Source organism: Mesorhizobium sp. M0768, from assembly GCF_040320195.1.
Taxonomy (GTDB): Bacteria; Pseudomonadota; Alphaproteobacteria; order Rhizobiales; family Rhizobiaceae; genus Mesorhizobium.
Window position 1 is genome coordinate 19,064 of record NZ_JAMYPD010000046.1, and the last position, 12,540, is coordinate 31,603.

Below are 12,540 nucleotides of genomic sequence, written 5' to 3' on the forward strand. Positions count from 1 at the left end.
GTGCAAGATGGCGGATAGTGAGCACGGTCGCATCATTGCCTCGCAGGCAAAGATCGGACTGAAGCCCGCCGGATTTCAACGCAAAGGGAAGTCTCGAATCTGGATCGCCGATCGCGGCTTCTGGCTAAGTGTAGTCGAGTTCCAGCCCAGCTCTTGGTCCAAAGGCACTTACCTTAACGTAGCAGTCGACTGGCTCTGGGGTTCGCTCCCTGAAACAGTTACCTTCGATCGTCCTCAGCGCATTGGACAGTTCGTTCCGTTCGAGAGCCCGGCACAGTTTCTGCTCGCGGTTGATCAAATGGCCAAGAAGGTCGTCGAAATCGATCGGGTTCACCGATCAATGTTCCCTTCCGTGCAGGCGACAGCGACAATCCTCGTGAATGAATTGCAGCCGGGCGCCTACGGCGAGTGGGCGGCCTTCCACGCCGGGGTGGCGGCCGGTTTGGCTGGTGATTTTGAAACGGCAAGGCGGCTGTTTGAAAGCGCTCAGAGACATGCGGCTTCGCAGGCGCAGCTTCTCTTGGGCTACATCGATGATCCGATAGCATTTCGAAGCCGTGTCAGAGGCTTCATTGTAGCCGAACGCGCCTACTACGGTCTAGGAGCGTTACCTGCCGCAATAGCGATCTGATTTCTACGACGGGCAAACCCATGGAGGATTTCAACCCACTGTGAGTTTTGCCTCCAGCGCCGCTACCCCACTGACAATCGCCGCCCGCTCTTCCGCACCAAGCCTCTCCAGCAGCTCCCGCTCGAACTCCTTCGCCAGCGGCACCATTTCGCGATAGGCGGCAAGCCCCGCTTTGGTCAGCGTCAGATGCTCGACGCGACGGTCTTTCTCGTCTGGCGTGCGGGTCAGCCAGCGGCGCCGCTCGAGTTCGGCGACCGCGCGCGAAACCTTGGTCTTGTGCATGGCCGATTGCTCGCCGAGCGCCGTCGCCGTCATCGTGCCGTGCTGTCCAAGTCCCGCAAGCGTGCGCCATTCGGGCCGGGTCAGGCCGTGGCGGTCCTTGTATATCCTTGAGAATTCACGGCTGACGGCATCGGCAAGCCGATAGAGCCGGTAAGGCAGGAAGGATTCCAGCTCGAGGATTTCCATGGTTGGCCCTGACTGGGCATGCTGGCGGCTCATGCCGAAATCACCGTTGATGGTTACATTTTCAATGGTTACAAATGAAACCGGTATGGTCAACTCGGAGCATCTTTGCGGATGCGCAAACGATGCTCCGAGACCATGAATTCGGGAGGATTCCATGGCCTATTCCTACATGCCGGGTTTCGGCAACGACTTCGAGACCGAGACTCTGCCGGGCTCGCTGCCGCAAGGCCGAAACTCGCCGCAGCGGCCGGCCTACGGCCTCTATGCCGAGCAGCTTTCGGGCTCTCCTTTCACCGCGCCGCGCGGCACCAATGAGCGCTCCTGGCTTTATCGGATAAGGCCGAGCGTCAGGCACACCGGTCGCTTCAAAGCGGCGAATTATCCGCTTTGGAAAAGCGCGCCGAACGTCGGCGACCATCAGCTCGCACTCGGCCAGTATCGCTGGAGCCCCGTGCCGATGCCGAAGGAACCGACCGATTTCATCGCCGGCATGCGCTCGATCACCACCGCCGGCGACGTGCTCGGCCAGACCGGCATGGCGGCACACGTCTATGTCGCCAATCGCTCGATGGTCGACGATCATTTCTTCAACGCCGACGGCGAGTTGCTGGTCGTGCCCCAGGTTGGAGCCTTGCGCTTCGTCACCGAGATGGGTGTTATCGAACTCAGGCCGGGCGAGATTGCCGTGCTGCCGCGCGGCCTGGTGTTCAAGGTCGAACTGGTCGATCCGCAAGTGCGCGGCTATGTCTGCGAAAATTACGGCGCCAAGCTGACGCTGCCGGATCGCGGCCCGATCGGCGCCAATTGCCTGGCCAATCCGCGCGATTTCAAGACGCCCTGCGCCTGGTTCGAGGACAAGGACACGCCCTGTCGGCTGATCGCGAAATGGTGTGGCCAGTTCCATGTCACCGAAATCGACCATTCGCCGCTGGATGTGGTGGCGTGGCACGGCAATTATTCGCCCTACAAATATGATCTTGCGACCTTTTCGCCGGTCGGCGCAATCCTGTTCGACCACCCCGATCCGTCGATCTTCACCGTGCTGACCGCGCCGAGCGGCGAGGAAGGCACCGCCAATATCGATTTCGTCATCTTCCCGCCGCGCTGGCTTGTGGCGGAAAACACTTTCCGCCCGCCCTGGTATCACCGCAACATCATGAGCGAGTTCATGGGCCTGATTCATGGTCAGTACGATGCCAAGGAAGAGGGCTTCGTGCCCGGCGGCATCAGCCTGCACAACATGATGCTGGCTCACGGACCCGATGCGTCTGGCTTCGAAAAAGCCTCGCGAGCGGAGCTGAAACCGGTCAAGCTCGACAACACCATGGCCTTCATGTTCGAGACACGCTTTCCGCAGATGGTGACCCGCTATGGCGCCGAGCTCGAAACCCGGCAGGACAACTACATCGACTGCTGGGCCGGCCTGAAGAAGCGCTTCAACGGCACGCCAGAGGGCGACTGGTCTTGAGCGCCGTCGTATGACGGATCGTCTGGTGCTTCTGGGTTCGAAGGGTGGCCCGGCGCTGCGGCCGGGCGGCCCGTGGCCGAGTTCGTCGCTGCTGGAGATTGGCGGCCGCACCATCGTCGTCGATTGCGGGCTGGGCGTAACGCGCGGGCTGACCGATGCCGGCATCAGCCTGAAGGCGCTCGACCTGATCTTCATCACGCATTTGCATTCCGACCATGTGCTGGAACTCGGACCGTTGATCCACACCGCATGGACGGCCGGCCTGGCGGCGCCCGTCACTTTGTTCGGCCCGCCCGGCATCGGCCATTATTGGCAGCGCTTTTGCCAGGCAATGGAATTCGACATCGAGATCCGCATCGCCGATGAAGGCAGGCCGGATCTCCGCGACCTGGTTTCGATCGTCGAATTTGATGAAGGCCAGGTGGCGGAAGAGCGCGGTCTCAAAATATCGGCGCTGCGCGTCGACCACCCGCCGGTGACGGATTGCTTTGCGCTGCGCTTCGATCATGCGGAGCAAGGCATCGTCTTTTCGTCGGATACTGCGTTCTTTCCGCCATTGGCGGATTTCGCCCAAGGCGCCGACATACTGGTCCACGAAGCCATGCTGGAAGTGGGTATCGAGCGGCTGGTCGCGAAGACCGGCAACGGCGCAAGGCTGAGAGAGCACCTGCTTGCCAGCCACAGCTTTGCCGAGGAGGCCGGGCGCATCGCCAGCGACGGAGGCGTCAAAAGGCTAGTCCTCAACCACCTCATTCCGGCCGACGATCCCGAGATCGGCGAAGCCGACTGGATTGCCGCCGTCAGGAAAACATGGGCCGGCGACTTGACGATCGCCCGCGACGGCCTTGTTGTGGGGCTTGGGGAGTGAAGATGGCCAACGACAAGCTTTCGGAAGAGGTGCGAAAATCCGAGGAGACATCCTGGGCGCAGCTCTCCTTGTTTCTCGACAGGGTGGAAGACCTGCCGTCTTTCGTCCGGTTCCTCGATGCGCTGCGAAACGACCGTGAGGACGCCGACCGTAAGGAGGCGTTGCGGTCGGCAGGACCTGACATCAGCTGGAATGGCTGGGAAAACAATTCGTTAGCCACTTTTCTTGAGTCGGCTGTCGCTTGGGCCGTCACCTGGAGCAAAGACAGTCGGCGCGGCGACCCGGCGTTTCTAGCGGATGAAAATCCTTGGAAAGCCGCGGCCAGAATTATCTATGCCGGCAAATATTACGAATAAACGCCTTGGGAGGAAGCATGAAGCTTGCCACATTGAAGGACGTGACGCGCGACGGGAAACTCGTCGTCGTCTCGCGCGACCTGACGCGGTTTACCGATGCTTCGTTCCTGGTGCGCACGCTGCAGGCCGCACTCGACGACTGGCATCGCATCGCCCCGCATCTCGCTGCGATGGCCGAATCGCTGGAGAATAATGCGGTGCCGTCCGCCCGCTTTCACGAGCACGACGCCCATTCGCCGCTGCCGCGGGCCTATCAATGGGCTGACGGCTCGGCCTATGTGAACCACGTCGAACTGGTGCGAAAGGCGCGCGGCGCCGAGATGCCAGCAAGCTTCTGGACCGATCCGCTGATCTACCAGGGCGGCTCGGACGCTTTCCTCGCACCGCGCGACCCAATCCGCATGGTCGACGACGCTCTTGGCATCGACATGGAAGGCGAGGTCGCCGTCATCGTCGACGATGTGCCGATGGGCGCAAGCCTAGATGAGGCGCGGGCAGCGATCCGGCTGGTCATGCTGGTCAACGATGTAACGCTGCGCGGCCTGACCGGACCCGAGCTCGCCAAGGGGTTCGGCTTCTACCAGTCGAAACCGTCATCGGCCTTTTCGCCGGTTGCGGTGACGCCGGACGAGCTGGGCGATGCCTGGGACGGCGGCAAGGTCAGCCTGCCGCTGCTGGTCGATCTCAACGGCAAACCGTTCGGCCGGGCGAACGCCGGCATCGACATGACCTTCGACTTTCCGGCGCTGATTGTTCACGCCGCAAAAACGCGGCCGCTGGCCGCCGGCACCATTATCGGTTCGGGCACCGTCTCCAACAAGCTCGACGGCGGGCCGGGCAAGCCTGTCTCGGCGGGCGGCGCCGGCTACTCTTGCATCGCCGAGTTGCGCATGATCGAGACCATCGAAGCCGGCGAACCGAAAACGCCGTTCCTGCGCTTTGGCGATAGCGTGCGCATCGAGATGAAGGACAGGGGCGGGCATTCGATCTTCGGCGCCATCGAGCAGAAGGTCGAGCGGTACGAGGGGGCAAGAGCATGACGGGCGAGACATTCTATCTGCTGTGCGGTGTCTGGGCCCTTGTCATGCTGGCGATCTTCATCCGGGCGATCCGCCTGAGCTATTGCATCGAGGCGCGCTCGCCCGGCCTGACCAACCGCAGCGGCTTTCCGCGCAAGGCGATGATGTTTCACACCGTCACCAACACGAATGTCGCGCTGGACCAGGAAACGCAAGCCATGCGGCGGCGCATGATCGGGCTGCTGCTGATTGTTTTGGCTGGGTTTGCGCTTCTATGGGCGGGTGTGTCGCTATTCCGGGTCGCGCCGTGAAGTCATGGACCTGCTGAACCATTTTCGGCGCATGGCAGCCAACAATCTGTGGTCGAACGACCGGCTCTACCGCGCCGTGCTGCAGTTTGAGCCCGGCAAATTCGAAGCCGAACGGACGAGCTTCTTTCCGTCGATCAAGGCAACGCTCAATCACATCCTGGCGGTCGATCACCTCTATCTCGATTTTCTCGAAGAGGGCGGCGTCGGCGCCGCCGCCCATGACGATTTTGTGCCGTTCAATGATGCCAAGGCGCTTTTTGTTGCACAGAGGCCGACCGGCGGCTGATCGCCTTTTGCGACCGCCTGTCGGCGGACGATCTCGAGCGCCGCGTTCTCACCGACCGGCGCGAGGACGGCATGATACCGGAACGGATCGGCGATCTGCTCGCCCATCTCTTCATCCACGACATCCATCATCGCGGCCAGGTGCACGCGATGCAGTCCGGCACCTCGGTGAAACCGCCGCAACTCGACGAGTTTTTCCTCGATTATGATCTGACACTCAGGAAAGCCGAGGTCGAGAGGTTGGGCTTGCGAGACCAACTGCTTGGATAATCATGCCAAAGCCACATCGTAACGGGCGAAATGCGGGTCGGATGTCAGGATGGTGAGGTTCTCCACTTGCGCCTGCGCAATCAGAAGTCTGTCGAACGGATCACCATGGTGGTGGGGTAGGCCGCCGACGGCGTTCGCGTGCTGGAAGGTTACGGCGAGCGGCTGAAATTGCATCCTTGGAAGCAGCGTTGGCAGATCGTCCGGCGCATTAAGTTTTCTGATCGAACGTTTGATGGCAATTTCCCAGACGCTTGCCGCGCTCGCGAACACCACCGCTTCCGAAGCCAGAATGACGCGGTGGTGCTCGCTAAGACGTCGATCGTCCGAAATCGACCAGAGGATGATGTGTGTGTCGGCGAGAAACGGGCCGACCGTCATTTCACGTACTCATCCCACTCGGGACCGAGTTCATCAAAATCGTCCGCAATCCAGATCTTGCCCTTCAACGCGCCTATACGCGGCAGGGGTTCGGCCACTGCCGGAGGTACGATACGCGCCGCCGCCTTGCCGTGGCGTGTGAGCACGATCTCCTCGCCGGCTTCCGCGCGGCTGACGAGTTCCGACAATTTGGCCTTGGCTTCGGCAATGGAAACATTCATGACTCGATCCTTTATGACCAGAATTTAGGTCATAATTGATCAAACCACAAGGCACCTCGGCCGAGTTGGCTACGCTGCCTTACCGTCCACCTTCAGCACGCCGCGCTTGATCTGGTCCTGCTCGATCGATTCGAACAAAGCGCGGAAATTGCCCTCGCCAAAACCTTCGTCGCCCTTCCTCTGGATGAACTCGAAGAAGATCGGGCCGATCACTGTCTTGGAAAAGATCTGCAGCAGGATCTTGGTCGTGCCGCCATCGACGACGCCTTCGCCGTCGATCAGGATGCCGTGCTTTTTCATGCGCTCGATCGGCTCTTCGTGCCCGTTCACGCGGGCATAAGACATGTCGTAATAGGTCTCCGGCGGTCCCGGCATGAACTTCAGGCCGTTGGCGGCCAGCCTGTCGGTGGCGCCGTAGATGTCGTCGGTGCCGACGGCGATGTGCTGGATGCCCTCGCCATTATACTTCTTCAGATATTCGGCGATCTGGCTGGTCTCGTCCTTGGACTCGTTCAGCGGAATGCGGATCTTGCCGCAGGGCGAGGTGATGGCGCGGCTGACCAGGCCGGTGATCTTGCCGTCGATGTCGAAGAAATGGATCTGCTTGAAGCCGAACAGGTCTCGGTAGAAATCCCACCATTTGTCCATCTGGCCGCGATAGACATTGTGGGTCAGGTGGTCGAGATAATAGAAGCCGACGCCTTCCGGCCTGGGGTCGCGCTCGCCCAGCCAGTCGAACTCGGCGTCGTAAGCCGAGCCCTTCTCGCCGTAAGTTTCGATGAAATAGAGCAGCGATCCGCCGATACCGACGATCGCCGGCACGTCGAGCGTCTTGTCGTTGCCTTCATAGGGCGTCGCGCCCTTGGCCACCGCGTGATCGAAGGCATGCCTTGCATCGACCACCCGCCACGCCATCGAGGCGGCGCAAGGGCCGTGTTTGTCGACGAATTTCATGGCATGCGAGCCGGGTTCGGCATTGACGACATAGTTGATGTCGCCCTGCCGCCAGACGGTGATGTCCTTGCCGCGGTGCTTGGCCACCGGCACATAGCCCATGCGGGTGAACAGTTCGGCGAGCTTTTCCGGCTCGGCATGCGCGAATTCGACGAACTCGAAGCCGTCGGTGCCGGCGGGATTGGTTTTGCTGATCTTGGCGGGCGGTGCGTCGTGCGGGAAGGGACCCATGGCATTGCTCCGAAATCTGGAACTGGCCGCGTCGGCCATCTGGACGCAATTATAGCGCGGAGCGAGTGCAAATTGCTTGCATTCAAACGCTTGAAATGGTCTGATCATGCGCGAGTTGTGCACTGCGGACCCGAAATTCATGGATGAGGCGCGCATCGACCAGTTTGACCGCAAGATAATGGCTCTATTGCAGGGCGATGCACGGCTGACCAACAACGATCTGTCGGAACGGGTGAACCTGTCAGCGTCGCAATGCTCGCGTCGTCGCCAGCGGCTGGAGGAGGACGGCTATATCAAGGGCTACCGGGCGGTGCTCGACCGCGACAAACTCGGCTTTTCCCTGGTCAACGTCATTTCGGTGACGCTCGCCACCCACAACCGCGACAATGCGCGGCGTTTCGGCGAATTGGTGGCGCGGCTGCCGCAAGTGCAGGAAGCGCACGCGCTGACCGGCGAGATGGACTACATATTGAAAGTCGTGACGCCGGACCTGAAGTCGCTGTCGGAATTCGTCAACGGCGTGCTGCTGCCGCACGAATCGGTGCAGCATGTGAAGACGGCGATCGTGCTTGAGACATTGAAGGAAACCGGCGCGCTGCCGATTTAGCCCAGACGGCTTTTCGTTAGATATGGCGGAGGGACAGCACCCAGGACAGCACCCCCCTCTGGCCTGCCGGCCATCTCCCCCTCAAGTGGGGAGATTGGCAGCTCTGACCTCGCTGCCCACTCCGCAACGCTGAAAATTGGCGAAAGCCAACGCGACATCCAATCTCCCCACTTGAGGGGGAGATGTCCGGCAGGACAGAGGGGGGTGTGAAGGATCGCCACAGTGCGGAACTTGACTTCTTCCGCTCGGAACGTGAGGCCGTTCACCCCTTCGACTGCTTGATCAGCCCATAGAGATTGGTGCAGCGGGCGCCGGAACGGCAATAGGCGAAGACCGGGCCATCAAGCTCATCCAGTGCCTCGGCCTGGTCCTCGACATTCTCGGCCGTGATCTGGCCGCTGATGACAGGGATGTAGCGGAAGGCGAGCCCGGCGCCCTCGACCGCCGCCTTGACGGTGTCGGCCGATGGCTGGCCGGGCTGCTCGTCGTCCGGCCGGTTGCAGATCACGCTCTTGAAGCCGGCGGCCTTGATGGTGGCGACATCTTCGGGCTGGATCTGGCCGGAGACCGAATAGTCGTCGCTGATCTGGCGGTATTCCATGGCGGTGTCCTCGCAATCTGGTTAGCGGCAGTCTTGCCACTCCCTGACCCGGTCGGCAACAGCCATTAGATAGAAATCCGGCCGGGCGATTTCAGCCCGACCGGATGGAGTGACTAGACAGCTCAGCTGCCGAGGATCGCGCCTTTGATCTGGGCGATGTTGTTGTGCATCAGGTCGATATAGGTCGCGGCCGGGCCGTCGGGCTGCGACAGCGCATCGGAATAGAGCGTGCCGCCCACCTTGATGCCGGTCTCGCTGGCGATCTGCTCGATCAGCCGCGGGTTGGTGATGTTCTCGACGAAGATCGCCGCCGCCTTGTCCTGTTTCACCTGGCTGACAAGCTTGGCGACGTCGGCAGCGGAGGGCTCCGACTCGGTCGACACGCCTTCCGGGGCCAGGAACGTCAAGCCGTAGGCCTGCTCGAAATAGCCGAAGGCGTCATGCGAGGTGATGACGACGCGCTTCTCCTGCGGGATCGACTGGATCGCCGCCTGCACTTCGCCCTCAAGCGCCTCGAGCTTTTGCGTATAGGCGGCTGCATTGGCCTTGTAGCTGTCGCAGCCCGCAGCGTCGGCCGTGCAAAAGGCGTCGGCGATGTTCTTCACATAGATCTTGGCATTGGCGATCGACTGGAAGGCATGCGGATCGGTGACCGTCTTGCCGCCATCGGTTTCCGCGCCTTCGGCGGCATCGGCCTCGGCGAATTCGGGTTTGAAATTGATCGGCGTGACCCCCTTGGTCAGCACGGCAATCGAAGCCTTGGTGGCGCTGGCGTCGACCAGGCGCTGCAGAAAACCTTCGAAATGCAGGCCGTTGACCAGCACGATGTCGGCCTTGGCCATCGCCACCGCATCGGCGGGGCTCGGCTCGTAGACGTGGGCGTCGCCGTCCGGCCCGACGATAGTGGTCAGATCGATGCGGTCGCCGCCGACATTTTTGGCGAAATCGGCGATGATCGTGAAGCTGGCGACCACTTTCAACGGCTCTGCGAAGGCCGAAGATGCGCCAAAGACGGTTAATGTTATAACGCTCACGGCCAAAGCGGCGCGGATCGATTTCAGCATGGACTAGGTTCTCCTTTGTTGGGATCAGGCAGTTCGGTGGCGGTGATGGACGATGCGGGCGCGCAGGATGCCGCGCGTGCCGAACAGGATCGAGGCGAAATAGACGACGCCGGCGGACAGGATGATGGCCGGGCCGGACGGCAATGACGCATGGTAGGACAACAGCAGCCCGGCAATACAGGAGGCAAAGCCGATTACTGTGGCCAGCACGCACATCGGCTCGACGCGCGAGGTCCAGAAGCGGGCCGCCGCTGCCGGCAGCATCATCAGCCCGACCGACAGCAAGGTGCCGAGCGCCTGGAAGCCGCCTACGAGGTTGAGCACGACGAGGCCGAGAAAGATGAAATGCACCGGGCTGCCCATCCGGCTGACCGAGCGCAGGAACAAAGGGTCGAGGCATTCGGCGACCAGCGCCCGCCAGAAGATGGCGAGGCTGACCAGCGTCACCACAACGATGCCGCCGATCAGCGTCAGCGCCTCGTTGTTGAGCGCCAGCACGGTGCCGAAGAGCACATGCATGAGATCGACGCTGGAGCCGCGGATCGACACCATGAGCACGCCGATGGCCAGCGAAATCAGATAGAAGGCCGCCATGGAGGCGTCCTCGCGCTGGATGGTGAAGCGCGAGACGGCGCCGGCGCCGAGCGCCACGATGATGCCGGCGATCAGTCCGCCGATGGTCATCGGCAGGATCTCCAGGCCATAGAACAGGAAGCCGGCGGCGGCACCCGGCAGGATGGCATGCGCCATGGCGTCGCCGGACAGGCTCATGCGCCGCAGCATCAGGAACACGCCGACCGGGCAGGCGCCGAGCGACAGCATCATCGAACCGGCAAGCGCCCGCTGCATGAAGGCGTAGTCGGCGAAAGGAGCGACGAACAGACCGTAAAGCACCTCCATCATGCCGCCCTCGGCCCGGAGCCGTGATAATGGTCGTGGTCATGGCCGTGCTCGTGGCCACCGTGCTCGTGATCATGCTCGCCGGGCTCACACCATGGCGCGTTGTCCTCCCAGGCTTCGTGGAAGCGGCGCGCGCGCAACAGATTCTCCGGCTGCAGCGTCTCCCTGGTCTCGCCCCAGGCGATCGGCTGGCGCGCCAGGAGCAGTGTTTCGGGGAAATTCTGCCGCACCAGATCGAGATCGTGGACCACAACCATGATCGTGCGTTCCTCGCCGTGCCAGCGCTTGATCAGCGCGATCAGGTCGCCGACCGTCTTGGCATCGACAGCGTTGAACGGCTCGTCGAGCAGGATGAGCTCGGCATCCTGCAACAGCACGCGGGCAAACAGCGTGCGCTGCAGCTGGCCGCCCGACAGTGTGTCGATCGGGCGCTTCTCGAAACCGCCTAGGCCGACGGCCATCAGCGCCTTGCTGACCGAGTCGCGGTCTTCCCTTGTATAGCGGCCGAGCATGCCGCGCCGCGGCCACAGGCCAAGCGAAACCAGGTCGACGACCCGGGCCGGAAAGGAGCGGTCGAGTTCCGATTGCTGCGGCAGATAGGCGGCGCGTACGCCGGGCGCCCGGATCACCGTGCCGGCCATCGGCTTCAGGACGCCGACAATGCCCTTCATCAGCGTCGACTTGCCGGAGCCGTTGGCGCCGACGACCGCCGTCAGCGATCCCTTGCGGATTGTTCCATTGAGGTGGTGGACCGCAGGATGGCTATTGTAGCCCAGCGTCAGGTCGCGGAAGGTCAGGCAGGTTTGGCTCATGTGACGATCCATGGGGCGATGATCGGTGCTGCAGGGGCGGATTCGATATGTGATGTTATTACATTAGTCAACAAGCCAATCGGGCGGAATTGCGGCCGGGCCGTCTTGTTGTGTGCTTTGGCTTGCTCAAGAAGTTCCGCTCGAGCGGCCTTGCCCCCGACGAACCCGGCCCCTAAACAGGCGCAGCGACAAGAGGAGAAGGAATATCCAATGAGCATTCGTCGTATCGATGTAGGCCAGCGCATGAGCCAGATCGTCATCCACGGCAACACCGTCTATCTGGCCGGTCAGGTCGGCAAGCCGGGCGGAAACGTCGGTGCCCAGACCAGGGACATTCTGGCGGCGATCGACGAATTGCTGGCCAAGGCCGGCACCGACAAAACCAAGATCCTGCAGGCGATCATCTGGCTGGCCGACATGAGCACCTTTGCCGAGATGAACGCGGAGTGGGACAAATGGGTGCCGCAAGGCAACACGCCGGCCCGCGCCACCGGCGAAGCGAAACTTGCCGGACCGGAATATCTGGTCGAGATTATTGTTACCGCGGCGATTTGAGAGGCGGCTCCTAACCCTCCCCCTCGAGGGCAGGGCAATCGCATTTGGATTCTTACGAAGATGGACCCCCACCCTAACCCTCCCCACTGTTTGGACCGGAGACATCGCGAACAGGTGTGCGAGGACATCGCGAACAGTGCTCCATGCTATCTCTCGACGAGGTTGAGGTCGATGGTTTGGATTTTCTGATGGCGGAAGAAGACGTTGAAGACGCCGTCCTTGTCGGTCGCACGGAAGGCGACGGCGCGCCCGGCGAAGGCATTGCAGATCTTGAAGTGGCGGCCGAACAGCGAGGTCGCGCCCTTCTGCTGGATCTTGCGGATATGGTCGCCGGGCGCATAGTCGAAGGGCTGCTGGGTCTCCCTGAAGTCGCGCGGGGAAGACCGGTAGCGGTCGAGCGGCACGGCGCCGGCGATCGCCTCGTGCGGGCGCTCTGCATTGTACAACACGACGAGAGAACGCCCACGGGACCGAGGAACGCAAGTTTCTTTATCCATGGCATCCCTGGGCCGGGCGTTGTGTTCACGTTCATGAGGTGATC

17 protein-coding genes and 1 pseudogene are annotated in these 12,540 nt (G+C 61.8%); 9 read left to right on the plus strand and 9 right to left on the minus strand.

Annotated elements, in window-relative coordinates:
- Positions 1–7: 7 nt before the first annotated feature.
- Positions 8–631 carry a DUF4304 domain-containing protein gene (locus NKI08_RS31480; RefSeq protein WP_352774955.1) on the plus strand — a complete coding sequence of 208 codons (624 nt, stop codon included), beginning with the start codon at positions 8–10 and terminating at the stop codon, positions 629–631.
- Positions 632–661: 30 nt separating this feature from the next.
- Here the strand turns inward: NKI08_RS31480 and NKI08_RS31485 are convergent, their stop codons facing one another.
- Positions 662–1,099 (minus strand): MarR family winged helix-turn-helix transcriptional regulator, encoded by a 438-nt coding sequence (locus NKI08_RS31485; protein ID WP_352473669.1) that lies wholly within the window; start codon positions 1,097–1,099, stop codon positions 662–664.
- A gap of 154 nt (positions 1,100–1,253) precedes the next feature.
- Between NKI08_RS31485 and hmgA the strand changes: the two genes are divergently transcribed.
- The 6 genes and pseudogenes from hmgA (at position 1,254) to NKI08_RS31515 (ending at position 5,676) form a co-directional block, all read left to right on the plus strand.
- Entirely contained in the window at positions 1,254–2,567 is a 1,314-nt protein-coding gene (gene hmgA, locus NKI08_RS31490) for a homogentisate 1,2-dioxygenase (RefSeq protein WP_352501450.1), read from the plus strand.
- A 10-nt stretch (positions 2,568–2,577) separates the two neighbouring features.
- Positions 2,578–3,435, plus strand: a complete 858-nt coding sequence (locus tag NKI08_RS31495; protein ID WP_352774956.1) for an MBL fold metallo-hydrolase — start codon at positions 2,578–2,580, stop codon at positions 3,433–3,435.
- Between the two features lie 2 nt (positions 3,436–3,437).
- Complete coding sequence (locus NKI08_RS31500; protein ID WP_352542352.1) at positions 3,438–3,791, plus strand: DUF7660 family protein; 354 nt, start codon at positions 3,438–3,440, stop codon at positions 3,789–3,791.
- Between the two features lie 17 nt (positions 3,792–3,808).
- The gene (locus NKI08_RS31505; RefSeq protein ID WP_352774958.1) at positions 3,809–4,831 is read left to right on the plus strand and encodes a fumarylacetoacetate hydrolase family protein; all 1,023 of its coding nucleotides are present in this window, start codon (positions 3,809–3,811) and stop codon (positions 4,829–4,831) included.
- On the plus strand, positions 4,828–5,121 hold the full coding sequence (locus tag NKI08_RS31510; RefSeq protein WP_352774959.1) for a hypothetical protein: 294 nt from the start codon (positions 4,828–4,830) through the stop codon (positions 5,119–5,121). Before NKI08_RS31505 ends, NKI08_RS31510 begins: the two co-directional genes overlap by 4 nt.
- Positions 5,122–5,125: 4 nt before the next feature.
- A pseudogene (locus NKI08_RS31515) lies at positions 5,126–5,676 on the plus strand (DinB family protein).
- Here the strand turns inward: NKI08_RS31515 and NKI08_RS31520 are convergent.
- The 3 genes from NKI08_RS31520 to hppD all read right to left on the minus strand — a co-directional run bounded on the left by NKI08_RS31520 (position 5,677) and on the right by hppD (position 7,460).
- A complete protein-coding gene (locus NKI08_RS31520; RefSeq protein ID WP_254817486.1) occupies positions 5,677–6,054 on the minus strand; it encodes a type II toxin-antitoxin system VapC family toxin in 378 nt (125 codons plus the stop codon).
- The gene (locus NKI08_RS31525) at positions 6,051–6,275 is read right to left on the minus strand and encodes a type II toxin-antitoxin system Phd/YefM family antitoxin (RefSeq protein ID WP_352473643.1); all 225 of its coding nucleotides are present in this window, start codon (positions 6,273–6,275) and stop codon (positions 6,051–6,053) included. Before NKI08_RS31525 ends, NKI08_RS31520 begins: the two co-directional genes overlap by 4 nt.
- A 69-nt stretch (positions 6,276–6,344) precedes the next feature.
- Entirely contained in the window at positions 6,345–7,460 is a 1,116-nt protein-coding gene (gene hppD, locus NKI08_RS31530; protein ID WP_352774961.1) for a 4-hydroxyphenylpyruvate dioxygenase, read from the minus strand.
- A gap of 139 nt (positions 7,461–7,599) precedes the next feature.
- Between hppD and NKI08_RS31535 the strand changes: the two genes are divergently transcribed.
- On the plus strand, positions 7,600–8,067 hold the full coding sequence (locus NKI08_RS31535) for an Lrp/AsnC family transcriptional regulator (RefSeq protein ID WP_023674409.1): 468 nt from the start codon (positions 7,600–7,602) through the stop codon (positions 8,065–8,067).
- Between the two features lie 262 nt (positions 8,068–8,329).
- On the opposite strand, the gene NKI08_RS31540 is transcribed toward NKI08_RS31535, so the two are convergent.
- From NKI08_RS31540 to aztA, 4 genes are all read right to left on the minus strand, one after another.
- Positions 8,330–8,668, minus strand: coding sequence for a protein tyrosine phosphatase family protein (locus NKI08_RS31540; protein ID WP_352774963.1), 339 nt, complete (start codon positions 8,666–8,668; stop codon positions 8,330–8,332).
- A 122-nt stretch (positions 8,669–8,790) separates the two neighbouring features.
- The gene (gene aztC / locus NKI08_RS31545; RefSeq protein WP_352774965.1) at positions 8,791–9,732 is read right to left on the minus strand and encodes a zinc ABC transporter substrate-binding protein AztC; all 942 of its coding nucleotides are present in this window, start codon (positions 9,730–9,732) and stop codon (positions 8,791–8,793) included.
- A gap of 24 nt (positions 9,733–9,756) precedes the next feature.
- Positions 9,757–10,632, minus strand: a complete 876-nt coding sequence (gene aztB / locus NKI08_RS31550) for a zinc ABC transporter permease AztB (protein ID WP_352457155.1) — start codon at positions 10,630–10,632, stop codon at positions 9,757–9,759.
- On the minus strand, positions 10,632–11,444 hold the full coding sequence (aztA, locus tag NKI08_RS31555; RefSeq protein WP_352774967.1) for a zinc ABC transporter ATP-binding protein AztA: 813 nt from the start codon (positions 11,442–11,444) through the stop codon (positions 10,632–10,634). Before aztA ends, aztB begins: the two co-directional genes overlap by 1 nt.
- Before the next feature lie 210 nt (positions 11,445–11,654).
- Between aztA and NKI08_RS31560 the strand changes: the two genes are divergently transcribed.
- On the plus strand, positions 11,655–11,999 hold the full coding sequence (locus NKI08_RS31560) for a RidA family protein (RefSeq protein WP_352542360.1): 345 nt from the start codon (positions 11,655–11,657) through the stop codon (positions 11,997–11,999).
- Positions 12,000–12,145: 146 nt separating this feature from the next.
- Here NKI08_RS31560 and NKI08_RS31565 read toward each other — a convergent pair whose 3' ends face one another.
- Positions 12,146–12,448 (minus strand): hypothetical protein, encoded by a 303-nt coding sequence (locus NKI08_RS31565; RefSeq protein WP_352774970.1) that lies wholly within the window; start codon positions 12,446–12,448, stop codon positions 12,146–12,148.
- Positions 12,449–12,540: the final 92 nt, after the last annotated feature.